Genomic DNA, 23,143 nt, shown 5'->3' with positions numbered 1-23,143 from the left:
CGTGCGGGGCCTGCGACGGGCGTCACGTCGCACGTCTCACCCTGCGGAGCGAGTGGACACCCCGTCCGTGGAGCTCGGCACGGACGGCGTGCCCACGGGAGGCACCGAGGTGCTGGGCGTCGGGCTGGGCACCGGCGGCGCAGTCGTCGGGTCGGGGGCCGGCGTCGTCGGGTCGGGTACGGGCGTCGTGACCGTGGGGGACGGGACGGGGACCTCGGGCTTGGAGGCGGTGCCCGTGGGCGTCGGCTGCGACCCCGGTCGGGTCGTGGGCGGGGCCGCCTTCGTGGACTTCTTGGTCTTCTTCGGCTTCTTGGCCTTCTTCGCGTCCTTGGCGTGGTGGGGCTTGGCGATGGCCATGGCGCTCGCCCGGCCACCGGAGCCGACCCGGAACGCCACGTCGTCCATCGCGGCGAGGCCGTGCCGGGAGAAGAAGGAGACCCACTGGGACACGGCGGCGGCGTACTCCCCCGACCAGTTGTAGGTGAGGATCGCGGCGCGCAGGTCACCGCTGCGGGACAGGTCGCGACCGTCCCGGCAGAGGTAGTCGGCCGTGGCCAGCGCCGCGTCGAAGACGTTCTGCGGGTCACGGCGACCATCTCCGTCGCCGTCCCGGCCGGCCCAGCGCCAGGTCCCCGGAAGGAACTGGAGGGGGCCCACGGCGCGGTCGTAGTCGCTGGCACCGTCGTACGCGCCCCGGTCGGTGTCACGCACCACGGCGAACGGGCCGCCGTCGAGCAGGGGACCGTAGATGGTCGGGGTGACGCGGTGGTGGTCGTCGATGCGGCGGCCGCCGACGGAACCCGACTCGACCTGCCCGATGGCCGCGAGGTGGGCGGGCCGGAGGTGACAGGCCTGCGGCGCCCTGGCTGCCGCGCTGACGTAGGCGGCGGCAAGGACCGCCTGCGGGGTGCCGGCGGCCGGAAGGGCACCCGACTTCGCCTTGGCCGGGGGCTTGGGAGGCTTGCGCGGGGTCGCCGGGCGCCGAGGTGCGGCTGTCCGCGAGGCGGCCGTCACGACGTCTGCCGAGGCACGGCCGTGCGCGTCGTCGAAGGACCAGGCGTCAGGGACGTCGACGACGATCGCGTCGTCGGGGGCCGAGCCGGCCCCGTCGTTCCCTGCGTTCCCGGGGACAGCGAGGGTCGCCGTCGAGAGGGGCGAGCTCTCCGAGGTGGGGACGGCACTGCGCAGCCCGTGGGTGGATGCCGCCTGGGTCACGACCGCAGCGGCGAGCGCCGACACCACACCGAGCTTGACGAGTGCCCGCACCGACCGTCCCTTCGACCGCCGCGTCCCCTGGTGGCCGCGGCACCACCAACCCTGTCGGTCAGCGTCGCGAGCCGCCCCCTGGCTGCGGGCGAACAGAACGAACGGACGAGGAGCACACCGGACACGCGTCACAGTGGCCCCAGCGGCCCCATCCCACCGGGTCAGAACAGCCTGGTCGCCCGGGTCTCCTCGGACTCCTCGAGCGCCAGCAGGAACCGCTTGCGGTCCAGTCCCCCGGCGTAGCCCACGAGGCTGCCATCGGCACCGATGACCCTGTGACAGGGGACGATGATGCCGATGGGGTTGCGCCCGTTGGCGGCCCCGACGGCCTGGCTGAACCCGACGTCACCCAGCGCCCGCGCGAGGGCCCCGTAGCTGCGGGTCTGGCCGTACGGGATGTCGCGCAGCAGCGCCCACACCCGCTGCTCGAACGCGTTGCCCACCGGCGCGAGCTCCAGCTCGAAGGTGGTGCGTTCGCGGGCGAAGTACTCGCCGAGCTGGGTGGTGACGTCGGTGAAGCCGGCATCGTCGCGTTCACCGAGCCTGGCGGGGTCGGGCGCGTGCTTCGTGCTGTCCATGTGCAGCGCGGCCAGGGCCCCGTCGTGCGCCACGAGGGTGAGGTCGCCGATCGGGGACGGCACCACCGTGTGGGTCCGCACGGTCACTCCCCCGGCGGCGTGAGGGCCGCGGCGACGCGGGCGGCATACTCCTGCGCCTCCTGGTCCGAGGCGTACTTCGTGCGGGGCCAGAAGAACCCACGCAGCCCGTCACCCTTGGTGCGGGGCACGACGTGGACGTGCAGGTGCGGGACCGACTGCGACACCACGGTGTTCACCGCGACGAACGATCCCTGCGCCCCGAGCCCGGCGACGACCGCCCGGGAGGTGCGCTGGACCGCCCCCATGAGTGGTGTCAGGAGCTCAGCCGGCAGGTCGGGGAGGGTGTCGACGTGGATGCGGGGCACGAGCAGGACGTGGCCCTTGAACAGCGGACGGGTGTCGAGGAACCCGAGCACGAACGGCTCGTCCACCACCACGGTGGCCGGCACGGAGCCGTCGACGATCCGGCAGAAGAGGCAGTCCACGCGCCGACCCTAGTCGAGGGGTCAGCCAGTGACCTTCTTCGGCGGTCGGGGGAGGAAGTAGCTCGTGCGCCGGCGGTACTCGGCGTAGCCGGGCCGCTCCCCCATGTGCTTCTCGAGGAGCTTGGCCCCGGTCGCGAAGACGAGGAAGTAGGTCATGACGACCGGCGACAGGACGGTGAGGACACCCGGCCAGGCGCTCGCCGCCACGACGTAGATGCCCCACCAGACGCAGGAGTCGCCGAAGTAGTTGGGGTGCCGGGTCCACGACCAGAGGCCGCGGTCCATGACCTTGCCCCTGTTGTCGGAGTCGGCCTTGAACGCCTTGAGCTGCGCGTCACCGATCGCCTCGAAGGCGAGCCCGACGGCCCACAGGAGCAGGCCCACGACGGCGACCGCGGTGATGCCGTCGCCCGAGGCCGCGCTGACCTGGATGGGCAGGGAGACGAACCACACGGCAAGGCCCTGCACGAGGTAGACCTTGCGGATCGCGACCCAGGTGGGGTTGCCGTTCTCCTTGGCCAGCATCTCCTCGTAGCGGGGGTCCTCGCCCTTGCCCGCGTTGCGGCGGGTGACGTGCCACGCCAGGCGGAGCCCCCAAACGGCGACGACCACGACGAGCGCCAGCCGGCGCCACCCGGCCCCGTCACCGACCAGGGCGGCCACCACCGCGACGACGACGAACCCGAGACCCCAGGTCGTGTCGACGACGCTGACTCGGCCCTGCCTGGCGCCGACCACCGCGGTCGCCGCCATGAGGACGACGACCGCGAGGAGCGAAAACCCTGTGACGGCCAGGAAGTTCGTCCCGCTGAAGGTCATGACCAGACCGTCGGACGCTGCGGGGGCAGCCCGGACGTCCCGCGGTCCGGGCGGACCGAGAGGATCTGGTCGACGCCCATGCGGCCGTCCCGGAAGGCCATCGAGGCCCCGACGAGGTAGAGGCGCCAGACGCGTGCGACCTCCTCGCCCACGAGGGCGACGGCACGGTCCCAGTTGGCCTCGAACGTGTCGTACCAGGCGTCGACGGTGCGGACGTAGTGCTCGCGCATTGCGTGGACGTCACGCACCTCCAGACCCGCCTCCTCGATGAGGTCGACGGTCTGGCCGACGGGGCGCATCGTCATGTCGGGCGCGATGAACGACTCGATGAACGGGCCGCCGCCGGGGTGCCGACCGCGCCGTGACATCTGCTGGATCAGGACGCGCCCACCGGGACGCACCCGGTCGTGCAGCACCGAGGTGTAGGTGCGGTAGTTGCGCTGGCCGACGTGCTCGCCCATCTCGAGCGAGACCACGGCGTCGAACCCGCTGTCCGGTACCTCGCGGTAGTCCTGCAGGCGGATCTCGACCCGGTCCTGCAGACCCCGCTCGGCGATCCGGGCGTCGATGAACTTCTTCTGCTCGGCGGCGATGGTCACCCCGGTGACCTGCACGCCGAAGTGCTCGGCGGCATACAGGCTCATCGATCCCCAGCCGCAACCGATGTCGAGCAGCCGCATGCCACCCTCGAGCCCGAGCTTGCGGCAGACGAGGTCGAACTTGTCGCGCTGGGCGTCCTCGACGGTGTAGGCGGGGTCGTCGGAGGTCCAGTAGCCGCACGAGTAGGCCATGTGCGGGTCGAGGATGAGCTCGTAGAACTCATTGGACAGGTCGTAGTGGTGGTGGATCGCCTGCTTGTCGCGCCCGAGGGTGTGCAACCGACCCTTCAGGACGGCTTGGCTGGCCGGCGGCGGCAGTGGAACTCCTAGTGCCCCAGCGCTCTTCGCGACCTTGACGATGGCGGCGACGGTCGAGGGCGTCGGACGTATGCCGCCGAGGCCGCGCTCGTGGGCGACATCCCACACGTGGGTGAGGGCGGCGTTGAGGTCCCCCTCCACGTCGAGCTCGCCGGTGACGTAGGCCTGCGACGCTCCGAGCTCACCGGGGTGGCGCAGGAGCCGACGCAGAGCGCGCGGGGAGCGCAGGACGACCCGGGGCGCGTCCTGCGGGCCGGCGGCGCTGCCGTCCCAGGCCGTGAGGTGCACGGGGAGCGCGCCCCCGACGAAGGGAGCCAGCGCCTCCGCGATCTGCGTGGCGACACCCGGCACGGTGGCCGTGGCGTCGTGCGTGCTGGTGGTCGTCTGTGTCGCGGTCATCGGCCGCCATCCCTTTCGAGAACGAGCTGCTGGACATCGAGGTAGCCCGAACGGAAGCCCGCTCGCGAGTACTCGAGGTAGAAGTGCCACATCCGGTCGAAGACCTCGTCGAAGCCGAGCTGGTGGACCCGGTCGAGCGCACCGAGGAACCGCTCGTCCCACAGTCGCAGGGTCTCGCCGTAGTGCTGGCCGAAGGACAGCCGCTCCGAGACGTGCAGGGAGGTCTGCGCGCGGTTGACGTCCATGATCGCCTGCGTCGAGGGCAGGAAGCCGCCGGGGAAGATGTACTTGTGGATCCACGTGTAGGTGTAGCGCGTGGCCAGCATGCGGTCGTGCGGCATGGTGATCGCCTGGATGGCGACCTTGCCGCCGGGGGCGAGGACGCTGTCGATCTTGCGGAAGTACTCGCCCCAGTACTCGTGGCCGACGGCCTCGATCATCTCGACGGACACGACGGCGTCGAACTTGCCCTCGACCAGCCGGTAGTCGAGCAGCTCGACGTCGACCCTGTCGGCGAAGCCTGCTGCAGCGATCCGCTCACGGGCCAGGGCCTGCTGCTCCGACGACAGCGTCACGGACAGGACGCTGGCCCCGCGGCGAGCAGCGCGGATCGCGAGCTCGCCCCAGCCAGTGCCGATCTCGAGGACGCGGCTGCCCTCCCGGACGCCGGCCGAGTCGAGCATCCGCTCGACCTTGCGGCCCTGGGCCTCGGCGAGGTCGTCCCAGCTCGGGACGGTCGTCGGACGGTCGACCTTGACGGCCTCCCCCGCTACCGGCACGCCACGCTGCTCCTCACCGGCGAACAACGCCGACGAGTAGCTCAGCGTGCTGTCGAGGAAGGTGGCGAACATGTCGTTGGACAGGTCGTAGTGCCGGGCGATGTTGTTGCGCGTGTTGGCCGTCGAGTTCTTCTCGGAGTGCGGCATCCGCGCGACGTAGACCGCGCGCAGCTTCTGCAGCGGCTCCGGGACCAGGGTGGCCATCTGGGCAGCGAACACCTCGAGCAAGCCGCCGAGGTCGTCGGCGTTCCAGTCGCCCACCATGTAGGACTCGCCGAACCCGATGAGCCCTCGAGCTCCCACGGCCTCGAAGAACGCGTCGGGACGCTCGATGACCATCAGCGGCGCAGCAGGATCGGTCGCCGCTCCACCGACGATCGCCTCGCGTCCCAGCTGCACCCGGACGGGGAGGCGCTTCACGGCGGACAAGAAGATGCGCCGGGCCAGCGTGCCCTCGACGACGCGGCGCACCTTGGCGCGCCGAGCGGTCAGGCCGGGCCAGCGGGCCGGGTCGATGACGGGCCTCGTGGCGAGGCCGGCGGTGGCGGTGGTCACTGGACTGCCTCCTGGTGGTGGGAAGGACGGGGTTGGACCGGCAGGCGACGCAACCACAGCCAGATGCCGTGGAGGCGGATCCGTGCCGAGACGGACAGGGGTTCGAGGGGCTGGGTGAGCGCGAGCCGCAGGACGGTGCTGTGGGTGACGGGCAGCGCGCGGCCGGTCATGCCTGCGACGAACGCGGGCCGACCCGGTCGGCGCAGGACGACCTGCACCCGCACCTGCTCGTCTGGCTCGGGGACGGTGAGGCTGTAGGAGCCCGACACGTCGTTGAAGGGGCTGACGTAAAGCGCCTTGTCGACCTCGGCGCGGCCGAACTGGTCAGCGTGCACGAGGTAGGCGTGACGGTCGCCATAGGTGTTGTGGACCTCGACGACGGTGCACACGAGCTCACCCTCGGGGTCGTGGCACCAGTGGACGCTGATCGGGTTGAAGACGGTGCCGAGCACCCGCGGCATGGCGAGCATGAGGATCTGGCCGCCGCGCAGGTCGATGCCGTGGGTGGCCAGGAACGTGTCGAGGTTCTGCCGCAGCGTCTGCGCCGGGTCGCCGAGGTGGTCGCGGGCCTCGAAGCTCGCCAGCCTTTGGAGCCGGCCCAGGCGCGGCAGCTCGTCGAGGTCGACCAGCCAGCTGTGGCTCCGCGTGCGGAAGCGGTGCGCGACCGGCTCCTTGCGCGCGTGGTGCACCGAGGTCGCGTAGATGCGCGTCGCGGGTGAGGTCTTCATCGGACGGCAGCCTCGCGCGGTCTCGCCTCCGCGCCCGACCGGTCCCAGTCGACACCCAGCGCGGCAGCGGCCCTGGCGCCGGACAGCGCCCCGTCCTCGTGGAACCCCCAGCCGTGGTAGGCACCGGCGAAAGCGATGCGCGCGGTGTTGATCTGGGGCAGGCGACGTTGTGCCGCAACGGATTCGGGTGTGTAGAGGGGGTGCTCGTAGTTCATCGTCTCGATGACCTTGTCCTGGTCCACGCAGTCCACCCCGTTGAGGGTCACCAGGAAGCGGGTGCCCGGCACGTCGAGGCGCTGCAGGCGGGTCAGGTCGTAGGTCACCAGGACTCCGGTGCCGCCATCGCCCTGGGGGCGACGCCAGTAGTTCCATGAGGCACGGGCACCACTGGTGTGCGGCAGCACCGACTCGTCGGTGTGCAGCTGGGCGACGTTGCTGGAGTAGTGGATCGCACCGAGCACGTCCTTCTGGAGGTCGGTGGGCGCGCTGAGCATGGCCAGGGCCTGGTGCGGGTGGGCGGCGACGACGACGGAGTCGTAGGTCTCGCTGCCACCCCGGGCGTCGACCACCACCACCCCGTCAGCCGTCTCGACGACCGAGGTCACCGCGGTGGCGAGCCGGATGTCGTCGATGCCAGCAGCGAGCGCCTCGACATAGCGCTTGGAGCCGCCGGTCACGGTGCGCCAGGTCGGCGAGCCGAAGACGGTGAGCATGCCGTGGTGGTCGAGGAACTCGAACAGGTAGCGGGCGGGGTACTCCAGTGAGACCTCGGGGTCGCACGACCAGACTGCCGCGACGACCGGCTCGAGGAAGTGGCGGGTGAAGTACGCGCTGAACCCGCAGCGGGTGGCGAAGGACCCGAGGGTTTCGTCCCGGTCCGCGTCCGAGGAGTCACGGGCCAGGACGTCACGGGCCGCGCCGTGGAACTTCTTCACCTCGGTGAGCATGCGCAGGTAGGAGGGGTTCGTCACGTTGGCGAGGCGGGGGAAGAGCCCCTTGGCCTTCTTGGCACCGGCGTACTCGAGCCCCGACTCGTCGTCGCGGACCGACATGCTCATGTCGGAGTCCTGGGTGGCCACCCCGAGCTCGGCGAACAGGCGCAGCAGCGTCGGGTAGGTCCGGTCGTTGTGCACGATGAAACCGGTGTCGACGCCGACGACGCGACCGTCCACCTCCACCTCGTGGGTGTCGGCGTGGCCGCCGAGGCGGGGGTCGGCCTCGTACAGGGTCACCGGGCCCTGCGTGCCGAGCACGTGGGCGGCGGTGAGACCTGCGACTCCGCTGCCGATGACGGCGCGGCGTGGTGCTGACATGGGGGTCCATCCGTTCAGGGGGTCGACGTGCGGGTCATTCGTCGTGCGGGGGCCGGCGGATTGGCCCGGCGCCGGCGGCGTGCTCACGTCGCCCCACGGGGCCGGACGGGTGGGACGAGGAGCCGGGCCACCCGCTGCGAGGTCATCGCGACCAGCGACTCGAGCGGACCGCGCATCGGCACGAGAGCGAAGAACGCCCCCACGACCACGACCACCAGCACCTGGTCGCCGTAGTCCTGCGGCATCTCCCAGTCGGGCCACCAGCCCTGGGCCATCACCAGCACGTGCAGGGTGTACAGCGAGAGCGTCATCGCCCCCGCTCCGAAGGCCGCGGCCCACACCCGGGGCTGGGTGCGCGTGAGGAGGACGCACAGCCCGGTCACCGCGAGCGCGCTTCCGATGGTCGCCGCCAGGTCGAACGGGGTGCCGGAGTGCGGCGCCGCCACCACGAGCCACCACCACGACCCGGTTGGCGTGGTCCCGCTCAGCCCGTGCGCCAGGGTCGCGTCGAGGGACGCGGGGTCGGTGAGCAGCGAGGGGTCCGGTGTGGTGGCGTCGGGATAGGTGGCCGCGAGTGCCGCCCGGGCACCGGGCAGGGTCAGCATCAGTCGTGAACCCACGGTCGCCGCCACCGCCAGGACGACCCCCACCACGAGGACGCGCGTCGCGGTCGTCCGCCGGGCGAGCGGCAGCCGGCCCAGCGCCATACCGGCGAGCAGGTAGGCCACCCAGACCGCCGCCGGGTAGTAGCCCGTGAGGAGCAGCTCGCTCAACAGGTGGGCAGGTCGCAGGAGGTCGCCCGGCTGCGGGCTGCCCGCCTCGTGCGGCGGCAGCAGGGGCCGCAGGAGGTGGGCACCGACGGGCGCGGCGACGACCCACGCCACCGCCCAGGCCGCCAGTGAGCGAGCCCCCAGCCCGAGGAACGGCAGCCCGAGCAGGAAGAGGACGGCGTACGACGCGAGGATGATCGCGATCACCGTGGGCACTGTTCCGAGGGCGAGGCCCAGCGCCCCGACGAGCACTGCCCGCACGGCGAGGCGCACCGAGACCGCGGCGCGGTCGCGGCCACGCACCGGCACCGTGCGGCCGCTGACCAGGGCGATGCTCACGCCGGCCAGCACGGCGAACAGCGCGGACGCGCGGCCACCAGCGAGCTGCTGGGGCCACGGGACCTCGTTGCCGAGACGGCCGGGCAGGAGGTGCGTGGCCATCATCCCGAGGAGCGCGAGCGCTCGGGCGACGTCGACACCGACGACCCGCCCCGGCGCGACGTCCGGGAGGACGGGTTCGCTCATGCGCTCATCCTGTCAGCAGGTGTGGTTGGTCGCGCGTTGTGCGGAGCTCACCACGGCAGGGCCGCACCATCCCTGAAGAACCCGCCAGTCGGCCCGTCGTCGGGCAGCGTCGCCGCCCAGACGACTCCCGGAGCGCTGGTCGCCGGTCCCCGCGTCCCGGCGACCGGGGACTCGGGGCAGACGGCGTTGACGAGGATCCCGCCCGTGGCGAGCTCGGCCGCGAGCAGGCTGGTGAGGGCGTTGAGCCCTGCGGCTCCCACCCCGTATGCCGCGTCGGCACCCCCGCGCGCGGCGAGCCCGTGCAGGGGGTCACCGTGCGAGCCTGCCCCGTTGCTGACGTTGACCACGCGTGGGTGGGCGCTGGCCTCAAGCAGGGGCAGGAATGCCTTCGTCAGGCGCCAGGCCCCGAACAACGCGACCTCGAACTGTCGCAGCGCCTCCTCGAGGTCGGTTCGTGTCGTCGCGCCGGAAGGGGTGCCAGCCGGGTCCGCGCACGCTGTGGCGTTGACGAGGATGTCGAGCCGTCCGTGTGCGGCCACCACTGCCGCGACCGCAGCGAGCACCGACTCGTCGTCGGTGACGTCGAGGTCGACGCCGAGCGCCTCGAGAGCGGGCAGGTCCACGACCGCGCCCTTGGCGGCCTCAGCGGTCCGCGCTGCGACCAGGACGACCGCCCCCGTGAGGGACAGCTGGCGCGCGACCTCGAGGCCGAGCCCGCCGTCGGCACCTGCGACGAGGGCGACCGGTGTGGTGAGGGTGTTCACGAGGGCTCCGGACTGCTGGTCTGACGGGGCTGCTGGCCTGCCGGGGGCCCCGACGTGCCGGAGCGACGTCGCGGCACGTCGGGGTCGATGGGGGTGGCCGGGCGAACCGACTGCTCCGTAGGTCACCTCACCCCTGGCCGAGGTGACCTGCGGGGCCCAGGCCATGGACAGACGTGTTGAACAATGTTTGTCCAAGGTTGCACCCGCGATGATTCTCTCCTTCGACCCCTACTTTGTCCAGACTTTGCCCAAGGTCACGGCTACGCTGCGCGGGTGTACACGATCAGCCACGCCGCACGGCTGACCGGCGTCCCCGCCGCCACGCTGCGGGTCTGGGAGCGCCGCTACGGGCTGGTCTCACCCGTCCGCACCGACGGCGGCTATCGCCTCTACGACGAGCACGCCCTCCAGGTCGTGCGAGCGATGTCCTCCCTCGTGGCCGCCGGCTGGGCCCCGCGCCAGGCTGCGGACCACCTGCTCTCCGAGGACGGTGGAGGGATCCCTACGGGGGATGTTCCTGACCGACCCACCCCCGATGCCGACGGCGACGGCGACGGCACGGCCCGGGTCGGCGATGGTGATGGCGCGGCCCGGCTCGGATCACCCCGCGCCAGCGATGACGACCTCGAGGCGCTGGCCCGGGGCGCCGCCGCCATGGACCCAGGGGCCGTGTCGGACGCCATGGACGAGGCCTTCGCCCGCGGCGCGTTCGAGGACGTCGTCGACTCCTGGCTCATGCCCTCGCTGCAGGTCGTCGGCACCTGGTGGCGTGACGGCAGGGTCGACGTCGCCGGCGAGCACGTCGTCAGCGCCACCGTGCACCGCCATCTCGGGGCGGCGATGGAAGCCAGCGACGGTCAGGCCGATGGCCCTCTGGTGGCGATCGGGTTGGCGCGCGGCTCCCACCACGAGCTGGGGGTGCTGGCCTTCTCCGTCGTGCTGCGACGACGTGGCGTACGCGTCGTCCACCTCGGCACCGACCTGCCCGCCCAGCACTGGGTCGACGTCGTCCGCCGGCGCTCCCCCGGCGCCGTGGTCGTCGGGGTGCCCATGCGCTCGGACGTGATCGCGGTCCGCGAGACCGCGGACGCCCTGCACGCCGCCTACCCCGGCTGCCCGGTCTACGTCGGTGGCGGCGCGCAGGACGAGGTCGGGCACGGCACCCTGGCGCTAGGACACACCTTGCGAGCCGCCGCTGACCGGCTCGAGCTGGACCTCGTCGCCGACGGCACCACCCGCACCGCGACGTAGCGCAGTCCGGCTCAAGCGGGTCAGGCGGCCAGGCGGGCCTCGAGCGCGTCCGTGAGCAGGGCGACCAGGGCCTCGAGCTGGATGTCAGCCGACGACGAGACGTCCTCGTCCGAGCCGTCGAGGGCACGAGCCGCCAGCCCTGCCTTGGCATCGATGAGCTGGGCGACCTTCGAGTCGATGGTCTGCGCGGCGATGATGCGCCACGCCGTGACCGGCTCCGCCTGCCCGATCCGGTGCACGCGGTCGATCGCCTGGGTCTGCTCGGCGTCCGTCCACGACAGCTCGGCGAGCACGACGTTGGAGGCGACCTGGAGGTTGAGCCCGACGCCGGCAGCCGTCAGCGAGCAGACCACCACCGCCACGTCCGGGTCGTTGACGAATGCGTCGATGTTGGCCTGTCGCTGCCTCGGCGTCTGGTCACCCCGGATGGAGGAGTAGCGCAGCCCCCGCTTGGCGAAGGTCTCCTCCGCCACGTCCATGACGTCGATGTGCTTGGCGAAGAAGACGACCTTGCCGACGCTGCGGGCGAGCTGCGCGGCATAGTCCGCCGACAGCCCCGCCTTGGCCTGGCCGATGCGACGCATGACCCCGAAGACGTTCTCCTCGGTGGCCGAGGAGTTGGTGTCCTCGCGCTCCCAGCGAGCCACGCGGCGTACCAGCTCGTGGTCGATGCCGGACACGAGCACGCTGGACCGACGGTTCTCCAGCGCGGAGTCGTAGCGCGACACGAGGCGGCGGGCGAGGTCACGTTCCGCGGCGCGGATGGACCGCCCGGCCTCGTCGTCGAGCTCCACCGGCAGGTCGGCGATCCGACGGGCCGGGATGTCGGAGGCGACGTCGACCTTGCGGCGACGCACGATGCCCATGTCGATGACGCTGCCACGGGCCGCGGTGTAGAAGCCCGAGTCGGCCGGCGTCAGGCCGGTCTCCTCGAGGGCGTGCATCAGCGGAGCGAGCGGCTTCTTGTCGTCGATCCAGCCGAGGAACTGCCAGATCGCACGGAAGTCCTCGATGTCGTTGATCAGCGGCGTGCCGGTGAGGGCCATGAGCAGCGGGCGGACCGTGCGGGAGCGGATCCGCTCGGACAGCTGCAGGACGTGCTGCGAGCGCTGCGAGGTCTTGTTCTTGATGAAGTGGGCCTCGTCGACGACCATGCCGCGGAACCCGAGGTTGCCCAGCCAGCCGACGTGCCGGTCGAGGATCTCGTAGTTGACCACGACGATGTCGGCGAACCCGTCGATGGTGTCACCGTTGCCGTGCACGACGGTCGCCGTGCGGCGCGGGGTCCACAGCGCCGCCTCCCGCGCCCAGTTGGTCTTGACGACGTTGGGCACCACGACCAGCAGCGGGTAGGCGTCGGCCGCCTCAGCGGCGAGCAACGCCTGCGCGGTCTTGCCGAGCCCGGGCTCGTCGGCGAGCAGGAAGGTGCGGTGGCCGGCTGCCGCGGAGGCGACGAGCTGGGCCTGGTGGTGCATGAGCTCGAGGCCGTCGGGAGCCTTGACCGAGACGTCCTCGGGAAGGTCCATGCAGGAAGAGGCCCCGCCGTACTCGAAGGACCGGAACAGGGGCCCGAGCAGCTCCCAGCTGCTGAGGCGGCCGGTCGGTCGCTTCAGCTCCACCGCCGAGAAGTCGGGAGCGAGGAACGGGTTGGCGAGCTGGCGGGCCACGACCGACTGGGGAACGACGCGGCGCTCGACGACGGTCGTGGTGGCTTCGGCCTCGGGAGTGGGCTCGGGCTCGTCGGGCACCTCGAACCCCGCTGCCAGCTGCATCTCCCGCTTGAGGGTGGCGGCATCGTCGGAGACGACGGCGTCCTCGGGCAGGAGCACCAGCAGGGAGGTGTCGCGCGCGGCGGTCTTGGCGAGGATGGTGGCCACACCGTCGAGGCGCTTGAGCTGCTCGGTGCGCTGGGCCTCGGTGCTCTCGGTGTCGTTCTTGATGCGGGTCCGCTCCTCACGGACCAGCAGGGCGACGACCTGGAACTTCGTGCGCCCCGAGGGTCGGACCTTGCCGCGCTGGGCAGCAGCCTCCACCTCGCGGACGGCGCGGGCCAGCACCGGGATCATGCCCTCGTTGTCGAGGTCGCTGACACGTCGCTGGGGCCGCGGCGACGCTCCCCGGCGGTTCCCCCCGGTGCGGGCAGGACCGCCACCGGCGGCACCACTGCGCGTGGCACCGGGTTGGCGCTGGCCTCGAGCCAAGAACTTCTCCTCCGAAGGACCGCTGGCGAGCGGACGGGCGGACCCGGCGTGTGGCACGACCGGGACGATCGGCGCCTGTGGCCGTCCCTCCCGGGACGTCCGTGGACGCCAACCGGGCCCACCGATCGAGCGACCGGGGCGGGGGCGATGTGCTCCCCCGCGGTGGGACCGGCGAACCCCCGGGAGCCGCCACCGCCGGGCGCCGAGCTGAGTCGGCAGAGAGGGACGGCACGGCACAGGGGCCAGTACTCAGCAACCATGCTACCTGCCCTTCCGCGCGGTGCGAGCCGCCCCGCCGCCCGATGGCCGAACAGCGAAAAGGGTCGAGCGTGTCCCCCGCCGGCCGTGTCGGCTGTGGTAGATCTGTGGCTCCCGATCTTCGAGGCGAGAGAGCCAGATGAGCACCGTCACCCCGAGCTCTCCCGTCCAGGCCCCCATCACCAAGGGGGTGCCGGTCGAGGCGCTCCTCGATGTGGTCGGGGACTCGCTCGAGGACAAGGCCGTGAACTCCCCCGCCGTCAGCGCCAGCACGACCGGCTCGACGACCGGGACAACCACCGGGGCGACCGCTGCGGCATGGGATCCGCTCAGCGTCCTGACGGCCGGCACCGCCGAACCCGCGGCCCGGTTCCGGTACGACGTCCGCTCCGGCGACTGGTGGTGGTCCCCGGGCATGTTCGAGCTGCACGGGCTCACCGACGGCGAGGTGGCGCCGAGCACCGACCTGTTGATGTCCCACAAGCACCCCGACGACCTGGCGGCGACCGAGCAAACCCTGCGTCGCGTCCTCGCGACCGGTGAGCCGTTCTGCTGCCGCCACCGCGTCATCGACGCGGGCGGCGAGGTCCGGGAGGTGCTCTCCGTCGGCGAGGCGGTGTGCGCGGCCGATGGCTCGATCGCCACCGTCCAGGGGTACTTCATCGACCTCACGGGTGCCTTCGAGGCGGCCGTCGAGCAGGCGGCGACCAGCGTCCTCGAGGTCGAGCCGCGCCGCCCCGTCGTGGACCCGACCATCGAGCAGGCCAAGGGCGTGCTGGTCGCGGCGTTCAGGCTCACTCCGGCGGCCGCCCTCGAGCTGCTCACCTGGCGTTCCGAGGAGACCGGAGCCGACCTGTCCGTCGTTTCGCGCGGACTCGTCACGGCATTCAGCTCTCCCCATGAGGACGACCTCAGCGCCGCCCGCCGGGCCTGCGCGTGCCTGGGCCTGGCAGCCCTCGACGAGGACTAGACAGCCGACGGCCGCCCCAGGCCACGTGACTACGATCGACGCATGCGCGCACCGGACTGTCACTGACACCCATGGGCGGCTCCCACTCGCACTCCCATGCGCCGGTCCCCGGTCACGCCGGCGCCGCGCACCGCTGGCGACTGCGCACGGCATTCGTCCTCGTCGCCGCGTTCTTCGTCGTCGAGCTGGTCACGGGACTCCTCTCAGGATCGCTGGCACTGCTTTCGGACGCCGGACACATGGCCGCGGACGTGGTCGCGCTCGGCGCCGCCCTGGTCGCCACGCGGGTCGCCGCCCGCCCGGACACGACGGGCAGACGGACGTACGGCTCGTACCGCGCGGAGGTGTTCGCGTCGGGCCTGGCCGTGCTGCTCATGCTCGGGGTGTCCGTCTACATCGTGGTCGAAGCGCTCGGACGGATCGGCATGACGGCCGACGTGGCCTCGGTGCCGATGCTCGTGGTCGGCACCGTCGGCCTCGTCGTCAACCTCGTCTGCCTGTTCCTGCTGCGCCAGGGCGCCGAGGAGTCCCTCAACGTCAAGGGGGCCTACCTCGAGGCCGTCGCCGACGCGGTGGGGTCGCTCGGCGTCATCGTGGCCGGCGTGCTCGTCGCCGCGACGGGCAGCGCCTGGTGGGACACCGGGGTCGCCCTGGCGATCGCCGTCTTCGTCGCCGTCCGCGCCGTCTCCCTCGGCCGTGAGGTGCTCGTCGTCCTGGGCCAGCAGGCGCCCGCGGGCATGGACCCCGAGGAGGTGGCGCAGGCACTCGGCGCCGTACCGGGTGTCCACGAGGTGCACGACCTGCACGTCTGGACCCTCACGTCGGGGATGCACGTCGCCACGGCCCACCTCGTCACCGCGCAAAGCACCGACGCCCACGCGGTCCTGGACGACGCGCGTCAGGTGATGCGTGGCCGGTTCGGGGTCGAGCACGCCACCTTGCAGGTGGAGCCCGACACCCACACCGGCTGCGCCGAGGTCACCTGGTGACCGTCGCCTGCTGAACGCGACCATCCTGGGGCCTCGAGGACGCGGGTCAGGAGCGGCACACCCGCCTCGCCGGGCACCTCGGCGCGGGACACTGACCCCAGACAGGGGACACTGGCACGTGATCGGCGTGATCGGAGGCGCTCCCAGCCCTCCCGTCCCCACCCCAAGCAGAGTTCCACGCACAACAGAAGGACACCGATGAACACCCACCACCAGGCACGCCGTGCCGCCTGTCCCACCACCGAAGGAGCCCACCGATGAGTCGCCGCAGCTCAGGACGCGGTCGCCGCACCAAGGACGCACTCGCCCCGCTGCCCAAGGGCGGCCTGCGCGTCGTGCCCCTCGGCGGCCTCGGCGAGATCGGCCGCAACATGACGGTCTACGAGCACGAGGGTCGACTGATGATCGTCGACTGCGGCGTGCTCTTCCCCGAGGAGCACCAGCCCGGCGTCGACGTGATCCTGCCCGACTTCACCTGGATCCGGGACCGCCTCGACAAGATCGACGCGATCGTGCTGACCCACGGGCACGAGGACCACATCGGCGGTGTCCCGTACCTCCTGCGTGAGCGTGCCGACATCCCCGTGGTGGGTTCGAAGCTGACGCTGGCCTTCATCGAGGCCAAGCTCAAGGAGCACCGGATCACGCCGAAGACGATCGAGGCCAAGGAGGGCGACCGCCGCTCGTTCGGGGCGTTCGACTGCGAGTTCATCGCCGTCAACCACTCGATCCCGGACGGCCTGGCCGTCGCCATCCGCACCGCCGCCGGCCTGGTCCTGCACACCGGTGACTTCAAGATGGACCAGTTCCCCCTGGACGGCCGGGTCACCGACCTGCGCGCGTTCGCCCGGCTCGGCGAGGAAGGGGTCGACCTGTTCCTGCCCGACTCCACCAACGCCGAGGTGCCCGGCTTCACCATCTCCGAGGGTGAGCTCTCCCCCGCGATCGACACGGTCTTCCGCACGACCAAAGGCCGCGTGATCGTCTCGAGCTTCGCCAGCCACGTCCACCGCATCCAGCAGGTCCTGGACACCGCGCACGAGCACGGACGCAAGGTCGCCTTCGTCGGCCGCTCGATGGTGCGCAACATGGGCATCGCCTCCGAGCTCGGCTACCTCAACATCCCGCAGGGCCTGGTCGTCGACCTCAAGAAGCTCGAGAACCTTCCCGCCAACAAGATCGCCCTGATCTGCACGGGCTCGCAGGGCGAGCCCCTCGCGGCCCTGTCGCGCATGGCACGCCGCGACCACCCCATCGAGGTCACCGAGGGCGACACGGTGCTGCTGGCCAGCTCGCTCATCCCCGGCAACGAGAACGCCATCTACCGCGTGATCAACGAGCTCACCCGCTGGGGTGCCAACGTGGTGCACAAGGGCAACGCCAAGGTGCACGTCTCAGGACACGCCAGCGCCGGCGAACTGTCCTACTGCTACAACATCATCAAGCCCCGCCACGTCCTTCCGGTGCACGGCGAGTGGCGGCACCTGCGCGCCAACGCCGACATCGCGATCCGCACCGGGGTGGACGCCGACAAGGCGCTCATCGCCGAGGACGGCTCGGTCATCGACCTCGTCGGCGGACGGGTCCGCATCACGGGCAAGGTCCAGGCCGGCATGGTCTACGTCGACGGCGGCCGGGTCGGCGGAGCCACCGAGGAGACGCTGCACATCCGGCGGACGCTGGCCGAGGAGGGCGTCGTGACCATCGTCGCCATCGTCGACCCCGACACCGGCAAGCTCACCGAGGACCCCGACTACATGGTCCACGGGCTGGCCACCGACACGATCGACTTCACCGACGCCACGGCAGCGATCCAGCAGGCGCTCACCAAGGCCGCCAACGACGGTGTCGAGGACCTCGACCAGATCGAGGAGCTGGTCCGCAAGGCCGCCTCCACCTGGGTGCACCGCAAGCACCGTCGCAGCCCGCTGATCATCCCGGTGATCGTCGACGCCTGAGCCGGCGCCGAAGTCGACGCGTGCGTCGACGCAGGTAACACGAAGCGGCCGGGGCATGGCCCCGGCCGCTTCGTCGTGCCCCGGGCGGTTCGTCCTGCCCCGGCCGGTTCGTCTGACCTCGGCGGCCTCGTCGTGTCCCTGGTTCAGGCCAGGGTGAGGAAGAGCTTCTCCATCGTCGCCTGGTCCTCGGCGCTGATGCCGTCGGGCGAGGTGAGGCACTCACGCATGCCGGAGGAGACGATGGCGAAACCCGCCCGGTCGAGGGCGCGGTTGACCGCAGCGAGCTGGGTCACGACGTCACGGCAGTCGCGCCCCTCCTCGATGAGGCGGATGACGCCCCCCAGCTGCCCCTGGGCGCGGCGCAGCCGGTTGATGACGGGAGTCATGTCGTCGGTGTTGAGGGTGACCATGGCGTGTCCTTCGGTTCGGTGGCTGTGCAGCTACGGGTGGGTCGATGAGCGCGTGGGCGGAGTCAGTGGGTGAGCGTGCCGCCGAGCGAGACGAGGGCCCCGGTGAGCCGCTCGCGAGCCTCGCCGGCCACGTCCACCAGGTTCTCGTTACCGGTCATGGTCACCATCACCGCGGGGTCCATGGCCTCCACCACGACGCCGCCTGCCGTCTGCCTGACGACGACGTTGCACGGCAGGAGCAGCCCGATGGACGGCTCGGCCTGCACGGCAGCGTGGGCCAGCGGCGGCCGGCAGGCGCCGAGGATGACCTGCGGAGCGATCTCGACGTCGATCTTCGCCTTGAGGGTGGCCGCGAGATCGATCTCGGTCAGGACGCCAAAGCCTTGCTCCGCCAACGCGGATCGCGTTGCCGTGAGGGCCTGCTCGAACGGCTGGGCCACGGTGGTGCTGATGGCGTAGCTCACGACGTGCTCCTTCGTGTCCGCGGTCGATGGTCATACCTGCTGGGGTATGCAGCGCAGCACTAGTCTGACTCATTCCGGCGCTTCGGCAGATACCCCGTGGGGTACCTCACAGGCGAGGCTGCTGATTTGACGATCATACCCCAGGGGGTACTAACCTGAGGTTCGAACTGATACCCCAGAGGGTATGGCGCCGACCGGCGGTAAGGCCGTCCTCGCCGGATCGCCACTCCCTCAGAGCACTTCGGAAGGGCAGCACGCATGACCACCTCGACCACACCCGCGGGCTCCCCGGTCATCGTCCCCATCGACACCCCCTCTCTCGGCGACCGCTCCTACCTCGCTCACGACGGCCGGCTCGCCGTGGTCGTCGACCCGCAGCGCGACATCGACCGTGTCCTCGCCCTCGCCGCCACAGCAGGCGTGCGCATCACCGACGTGTTCGAGACCCACATCCACAACGACTACGTCACCGGCGGCCTCGCCCTCGCCGAGGCGACCGGTGCCCGGTACCACGTCAACGCTGCCGACGAGGTGTCCTACGAGCGGTCGCCCATCCGCGACGGCGACGTCGTCGAGGTGTCCGCCACGATGCGGGTGCGAGCCATCGCCACCCCCGGCCACACGTACACCCACCTCTCCTACGCCCTCGAGGCCGTCGAGCAGGACGTCGGCGACTTCCAGCCGGTCGGTGTGTTCACCGGCGGGTCGATGCTCTTCGGCACCACCGGCCGCCCCGACCTGCTCGGCCAGGACCACACCCACGACCTCGTGCACCACCAGTTCGCCTCGGCCCACCGGCTAGCGGACAGCCTGCCTGAGCGCACGCACGTCCTGCCCACCCACGGCTTCGGGTCGTTCTGCTCCGCCGGCTCCACCGGTGACACCACCGCCTCGACGATCGGCGCCGAGAAACTCCAGAACCCGGCCCTGACCCAGGACGAGGAGCGCTGGGTGGCGGACACCCTCGCCGGCCTCGACGCCTACCCGGCGTACTACGCGCACATGGGCCCGGCCAACAGTGCTGGCCCCGGCGCACCGGACCTCACCGCCCCCGAGGAAGCTGACAAGGACACCCTTGCCGCGCGCGTCGCGGCCGGTGAGTGGGTCGTGGACCTGCGGACCCGGACCGCGTTCGCCGCAGGCCACGTCACCGGCACCCTGAACTTCGGCCTCGACGGCCAGTTCGCCACCTACCTGGGCTGGCTCATCCCCTGGGGCACCCCGTTGACCCTGCTCGGCGACAGCCCGCAGCAGGTCGCCGTCGCTCAGCGCGAGCTCGTCCGCATCGGCATCGACCACCTCGCCGGTGCCGCCACGGGCAGCCCCGAGAGCTGGACCGACAACCCGCTCGGCTCGTTCGAGCGCGCCGTGTTCGCCGACCTCGCCCAGGTGCGCCACCACCGCCCGGTCACCGTCCTGGACGTCCGACGCGCCTCCGAGTACGCCGACGGCCATGTCGACGGCGCCGCGAACATCCCCCTGCACGAGCTGCTTGCCCGTGTCGACGAGGTGGGGTCCGGCGAGGTCTGGGTGCACTGCGCCGGCGGCTACCGCGCCTCCATCGCCGCCTCCGTCCTGGCCGCCCACGGCATCCGCGTGGTCGCCGTCGACGACAGCTTCGACGAGTTCGCCGCCAGCTCCGGCCTGCCCCTGACCCACGCCGCCTGAACGCACCAGCGGCGCGGCGGTACCGCATACACGTCCCACCCCGGGCACGATCCCCTCCAGCACGACCCACCCCCTCGAAGGAGAACCACCATGTGCCGTCCCGTGAGCTGCAAGGTCTGCGGCAGGACCACCTGGGCCGGATGCGGCCAGCACGTCGACCAGGTGTTGGCCGGCGTACCTCGCGCGGACCGCTGCCCCGGCCACAGCGCCGACGAGAAAGCCGCCGCCGGCGGCGGCTCGTTCCTCGCCCGCATCCTCGGTCGCAGCTGACCAGCTCGACCCTTCGGAGACCGATGTCCCTGCGTCGGTCCCCGCCGCCCACGGACTCCAAGAGAGGGCACATCCCTTGTCGCCGCTCGTCCTGCCCCTCGGCCTGCTCATCGGGCTCGCCCTCGGCGCACTCGGTGGGGGCGGCTCCATCCTCACGGTCCCGGCCCTGGTCTACCTGCTCGGGCAGGACCCGAGGACCGCCACGACCAGCTCGCTGCTCATCGTCGGGGTCACCTCGCTGATCGCCGTCGCCCCGCACGCGCGCGCCCGACACGTCCGCGTCGGCCAGGGCCTGGCGTTCGGGGCACTGGGCACGGCTGGGTCGTTCGCCGGGTCCGCGCTGGCCTCCCACGTCGCCCCCCAGGTCCTCCTGACCGCCTTCGCCGCACTGATGCTCGTGGTCGCCACCCTGATGCTGCAGCGGTCCCTGCGCCGTGGCGCCCGTGGCGACGACCTCCGGGACCCCACTGCGGAACCCGTCCTCACCTTCCGTCCGCTGAGCTGCGCGTGCCCACGCCTGGCGAAGGTCGTGGTCACCGCGACGGCCGTCGGCCTGCTCACGGGGTTCTTCGGGGTGGGGGGTGGCTTCGTCCTGGTCCCCGCACTCGTCCTCGCGCTGTCCTTCCCCATGCCCGTGGCCGTCGGCACCTCGCTGCTGGTCATCGCCGTCAACAGCGCCACGGCCCTGACCGCGCGCATCACCACGAGCGGCCCACACCTCGACTGGCCCCTGGTCGCCGGGTTCACCGGGGCTGCCGTCGTCGGCAGCCTGCTCGGCGGCCGCCTCAGCTCCAGGGTCCAGCCCCGAGCGCTCACGGCAGCCTTCGCCGTCCTGCTCGTCGCCGTCGCGCTCTACACCGCGGCGCGCAGCATCCCGGCGCTCATCTGACGCCCGGCCTAGACCCTCGGCCTGCTCACCCGCCGAGACCCTCGGCCTGCTCACCCATTTGCGGGAGGCGTGGTCCGTGGACACGGAGAACGCTGGATGGGACGCCAGTGGCCCACCGCTGATCCAGAGAGCCGCCGCGTCTGCACGGGGACGTCAACCCCGGCGTCACCCGATCCGACCCACTGGAGGTCGCTGATCATGTTGATGCATGTCATCTGGGAGTTCGTCGACAGCTCCGAAGACGGCACGGCCCGCTCCCTGGCCGTGTTCCAGGGGTGGACGCCACCGCCCGGCGCCGACTTCCATGGGTTCTACGGCTTCGCCGACGCCGAAGGCGGCGTGGCCATCATCGAGGTCGACAGCGCTGCGACGCTCGCCCGGACCGTGGCCCCGTTCACGCCCTGGCTGCGTTTCACCGCACGACCGATCCACCCCATCGAGGAGTCGGCAGCCATCTCCGGTGAGGGGATCGCCTTCAGGGCGACGATCGACTGACGCCCTCGCACCCCTCATCCTGACCGCCGCCCCCTTCACGCGAAGGAGGTCTTCATGACCGACAAGCAGAACATCGACACCCCGCACGAGCGGCGCCCCTTCCGTGGGCACGGCCACATGGACGTGGTCACCCTCGGAGGTTTCACCCTCGGCCGCGGCGTCTTCGAACCCGGCTGGCGCTGGTCCGACGACGTCAAACCGATCGCAGGCACCGCCTCGTGCCAGACCCACCACACGGGCATGTGCCTGTCCGGCCAGATGACCGTGCGTCTCGACGACGGCGGCGAGATGTCGGTCGGTCCCGGCGACGTCCTGGACATCGAACCGGGCCACGACGCCTGGACCGTCGGCGACGAACCGTGCGTCCTGCTGGACACCGGCGTCGCGGCATACGCCACGTCCACCTGAGGGCGTGGGCACAGCAGAAGGCCCGGGCCGTCTGGCCCGGGCCTTCTGGCATGAGTCATCTCGCTCAGCCCTTGTGCACGAACTCCAGAAGGTCCACCGCCTTGGCCAGTCGCTGCGCGTTGTCCAGGCGCACGTGCACGTTCTCCAACAGCTCGGTCTGGCTTCCCAGACGGGATAGCTCCTCGGACAGGACGCCGGGACCACCAGAGTTGACGGTGCGCACGTTCTGGGCCTCGGAGCGGCACTTCAGCCCGGCCACACTCGTGCCGAGCACGTCGATGATGACCTGCTGACCGTCAGCGTCGGCAAGACCTTTCGCCCCTCGCACACCGTCGTACCCCGCAAGGGCGCACGCTGCCACCGCGGCCCCCTCAGGGGACCCGCGTCGTCGCAACGCCGCCACGGCACCTCCCGACGCTGCGCTCTCGATCCTGCTCAGGGTGAAGTCCTGCGCCTCCCACCCGAAGGTGTACGCGAGGGAGACTTCCCACTGCACCTGCTCCGGTGGCAGGTTGACCAGGCTCGACGTGCTTGGCACGAGGATCGCGGTCGGCGGCTGGACGGCCTCCAGGAACGCCTCCTCAGCCAGGTCCTCGGTCACGCCGTCGGGCAGGCGCTGCGCAGATCCTGGGGAGTCGGTGTTGACGAGCCACACGGCGTCGCTCTTGTTGCGCACCCACGTGTCGGTGGCGGCGGCGTTGGTGCAGGCAGGCATCTTCTCGAGGTACTGGACCTCGGCGTCCACGTCGGTGGTGACCAGCAATCCGTACGGGTAGTCGCTGGGGCACTCGCTGTTCGGCACCTGGTAGGACACCGGACCGGGGCCTGCCTCCGTGGTCGTCTCGGACGAAGGGGCGCTCGAGCTGCTGCTGGATGAGGAGCTGGACGACGAGCTCGACGTGGACGTGCTCGTCCCGCCGCCGCCGCCGGCGCAAGCGGCAAGGCTGACCACCAGCACGCCAGCCGGCACGACCCACGAACGTCCCATCTGGG

General features: G+C 71.4%; 23 protein-coding genes. 9 read left to right on the top strand and 14 right to left on the bottom strand.

All coding sequences use genetic code 11. The features are described 5' to 3' along the window. Positions 1 to 36: 36 nt before the first annotated feature. The 10 genes from ABEG17_RS13075 to ABEG17_RS13030 all read right to left on the bottom strand — a co-directional run bounded on the left by ABEG17_RS13075 (position 37) and on the right by ABEG17_RS13030 (position 9,919). Positions 37 to 1,266, bottom strand: coding sequence for a lytic murein transglycosylase (locus ABEG17_RS13075; RefSeq protein WP_406829919.1), 1,230 nt, complete (start codon positions 1,264 to 1,266; stop codon positions 37 to 39). A 161-nt stretch (positions 1,267 to 1,427) separates the two neighbouring features. Continuing rightward, complete coding sequence (locus ABEG17_RS13070; protein ID WP_406829918.1) at positions 1,428 to 1,925, bottom strand: methylated-DNA--[protein]-cysteine S-methyltransferase; 498 nt, start codon at positions 1,923 to 1,925, stop codon at positions 1,428 to 1,430. Between the two features lie 2 nt (positions 1,926 to 1,927). After that, positions 1,928 to 2,350 carry an HIT family protein gene (locus ABEG17_RS13065; RefSeq protein ID WP_406829917.1) on the bottom strand — a complete coding sequence of 141 codons (423 nt, stop codon included), beginning with the start codon at positions 2,348 to 2,350 and terminating at the stop codon, positions 1,928 to 1,930. Between the two features lie 21 nt (positions 2,351 to 2,371). Next, positions 2,372 to 3,169 carry a DUF1295 domain-containing protein gene (locus ABEG17_RS13060; protein WP_406829916.1) on the bottom strand — a complete coding sequence of 266 codons (798 nt, stop codon included), beginning with the start codon at positions 3,167 to 3,169 and terminating at the stop codon, positions 2,372 to 2,374. Further along, entirely contained in the window at positions 3,166 to 4,485 is a 1,320-nt protein-coding gene (locus ABEG17_RS13055; RefSeq protein ID WP_406829915.1) for a class I SAM-dependent methyltransferase, read from the bottom strand. Before ABEG17_RS13055 ends, ABEG17_RS13060 begins: the two co-directional genes overlap by 4 nt. Next, on the bottom strand, positions 4,482 to 5,819 hold the full coding sequence (locus ABEG17_RS13050) for a class I SAM-dependent methyltransferase (RefSeq protein ID WP_406829914.1): 1,338 nt from the start codon (positions 5,817 to 5,819) through the stop codon (positions 4,482 to 4,484). The genes ABEG17_RS13055 and ABEG17_RS13050 overlap by 4 nt, the downstream gene beginning before the upstream one ends. Continuing rightward, positions 5,816 to 6,547 carry a DUF1365 domain-containing protein gene (locus ABEG17_RS13045; protein WP_406829913.1) on the bottom strand — a complete coding sequence of 244 codons (732 nt, stop codon included), beginning with the start codon at positions 6,545 to 6,547 and terminating at the stop codon, positions 5,816 to 5,818. Before ABEG17_RS13045 ends, ABEG17_RS13050 begins: the two co-directional genes overlap by 4 nt. Then, positions 6,544 to 7,860 (bottom strand): NAD(P)/FAD-dependent oxidoreductase, encoded by a 1,317-nt coding sequence (locus ABEG17_RS13040; protein WP_406829912.1) that lies wholly within the window; start codon positions 7,858 to 7,860, stop codon positions 6,544 to 6,546. The genes ABEG17_RS13045 and ABEG17_RS13040 overlap by 4 nt, the downstream gene beginning before the upstream one ends. A gap of 83 nt (positions 7,861 to 7,943) precedes the next feature. Next, the gene (locus tag ABEG17_RS13035; RefSeq protein WP_406829911.1) at positions 7,944 to 9,155 is read right to left on the bottom strand and encodes a heparan-alpha-glucosaminide N-acetyltransferase domain-containing protein; all 1,212 of its coding nucleotides are present in this window, start codon (positions 9,153 to 9,155) and stop codon (positions 7,944 to 7,946) included. Positions 9,156 to 9,202: 47 nt separating this feature from the next. Beyond that, positions 9,203 to 9,919 carry an SDR family NAD(P)-dependent oxidoreductase gene (locus ABEG17_RS13030; protein ID WP_406829910.1) on the bottom strand — a complete coding sequence of 239 codons (717 nt, stop codon included), beginning with the start codon at positions 9,917 to 9,919 and terminating at the stop codon, positions 9,203 to 9,205. A 273-nt stretch (positions 9,920 to 10,192) separates the two neighbouring features. Between ABEG17_RS13030 and ABEG17_RS13025 the strand changes: the two genes are divergently transcribed. Next, positions 10,193 to 11,170, top strand: coding sequence for a MerR family transcriptional regulator (locus tag ABEG17_RS13025; protein ID WP_406829909.1), 978 nt, complete (start codon positions 10,193 to 10,195; stop codon positions 11,168 to 11,170). Between the two features lie 20 nt (positions 11,171 to 11,190). On the opposite strand, the gene ABEG17_RS13020 is transcribed toward ABEG17_RS13025, so the two are convergent. Then, on the bottom strand, positions 11,191 to 13,236 hold the full coding sequence (locus ABEG17_RS13020) for a DEAD/DEAH box helicase (protein ID WP_406833197.1): 2,046 nt from the start codon (positions 13,234 to 13,236) through the stop codon (positions 11,191 to 11,193). 532 nt (positions 13,237 to 13,768) lie between these two features. Between ABEG17_RS13020 and ABEG17_RS13015 the strand changes: the two genes are divergently transcribed. From ABEG17_RS13015 to ABEG17_RS13005, 3 genes are all read left to right on the top strand, one after another. Then, the gene (locus ABEG17_RS13015) at positions 13,769 to 14,599 is read left to right on the top strand and encodes a PAS and ANTAR domain-containing protein (protein ID WP_406829908.1); all 831 of its coding nucleotides are present in this window, start codon (positions 13,769 to 13,771) and stop codon (positions 14,597 to 14,599) included. A gap of 71 nt (positions 14,600 to 14,670) precedes the next feature. Continuing rightward, positions 14,671 to 15,588 (top strand): cation diffusion facilitator family transporter, encoded by a 918-nt coding sequence (locus ABEG17_RS13010; protein WP_406829907.1) that lies wholly within the window; start codon positions 14,671 to 14,673, stop codon positions 15,586 to 15,588. A 257-nt stretch (positions 15,589 to 15,845) separates the two neighbouring features. Further along, positions 15,846 to 17,546, top strand: coding sequence for a ribonuclease J (locus ABEG17_RS13005; RefSeq protein WP_406829906.1), 1,701 nt, complete (start codon positions 15,846 to 15,848; stop codon positions 17,544 to 17,546). Positions 17,547 to 17,689: 143 nt separating this feature from the next. Here ABEG17_RS13005 and ABEG17_RS13000 read toward each other — a convergent pair whose 3' ends face one another. Together ABEG17_RS13000 and ABEG17_RS12995 are read right to left on the bottom strand one after the other, a co-directional pair. Next, on the bottom strand, positions 17,690 to 17,956 hold the full coding sequence (locus tag ABEG17_RS13000) for a metal-sensitive transcriptional regulator (RefSeq protein ID WP_406829905.1): 267 nt from the start codon (positions 17,954 to 17,956) through the stop codon (positions 17,690 to 17,692). A 62-nt stretch (positions 17,957 to 18,018) separates the two neighbouring features. Next, on the bottom strand, positions 18,019 to 18,420 hold the full coding sequence (locus tag ABEG17_RS12995; RefSeq protein ID WP_406829904.1) for a DUF302 domain-containing protein: 402 nt from the start codon (positions 18,418 to 18,420) through the stop codon (positions 18,019 to 18,021). A 258-nt stretch (positions 18,421 to 18,678) separates the two neighbouring features. On the opposite strand from ABEG17_RS12995, the gene ABEG17_RS12990 reads away from it, so the two are divergent. The 5 genes from ABEG17_RS12990 (at position 18,679) to ABEG17_RS12970 (ending at position 22,150) form a co-directional block, all read left to right on the top strand. Next, complete coding sequence (locus ABEG17_RS12990; RefSeq protein ID WP_406829903.1) at positions 18,679 to 20,088, top strand: rhodanese-like domain-containing protein; 1,410 nt, start codon at positions 18,679 to 18,681, stop codon at positions 20,086 to 20,088. Positions 20,089 to 20,178: 90 nt separating this feature from the next. Beyond that, positions 20,179 to 20,358 (top strand): hypothetical protein, encoded by a 180-nt coding sequence (locus ABEG17_RS12985; protein WP_406829902.1) that lies wholly within the window; start codon positions 20,179 to 20,181, stop codon positions 20,356 to 20,358. 76 nt (positions 20,359 to 20,434) lie between these two features. Further along, complete coding sequence (locus tag ABEG17_RS12980; protein ID WP_406829901.1) at positions 20,435 to 21,247, top strand: sulfite exporter TauE/SafE family protein; 813 nt, start codon at positions 20,435 to 20,437, stop codon at positions 21,245 to 21,247. Between the two features lie 198 nt (positions 21,248 to 21,445). Further along, positions 21,446 to 21,742 (top strand): DUF3303 domain-containing protein, encoded by a 297-nt coding sequence (locus ABEG17_RS12975; RefSeq protein ID WP_406829900.1) that lies wholly within the window; start codon positions 21,446 to 21,448, stop codon positions 21,740 to 21,742. 54 nt (positions 21,743 to 21,796) lie between these two features. Then, positions 21,797 to 22,150, top strand: coding sequence for a cupin domain-containing protein (locus tag ABEG17_RS12970; RefSeq protein ID WP_406829899.1), 354 nt, complete (start codon positions 21,797 to 21,799; stop codon positions 22,148 to 22,150). A 64-nt stretch (positions 22,151 to 22,214) separates the two neighbouring features. Here the strand turns inward: ABEG17_RS12970 and ABEG17_RS12965 are convergent, their stop codons facing one another. After that, a complete protein-coding gene (locus ABEG17_RS12965; protein ID WP_406829898.1) occupies positions 22,215 to 23,138 on the bottom strand; it encodes a hypothetical protein in 924 nt (307 codons plus the stop codon). Positions 23,139 to 23,143 lie beyond the last annotated feature (5 nt).

The organism is Pedococcus sp. KACC 23699 (genome assembly GCF_045348425.1).
Taxonomy (GTDB): domain Bacteria; phylum Actinomycetota; class Actinomycetes; order Actinomycetales; family Dermatophilaceae; genus Pedococcus.
This window is presented reverse-complemented; position numbering and strand designations above follow the sequence as displayed.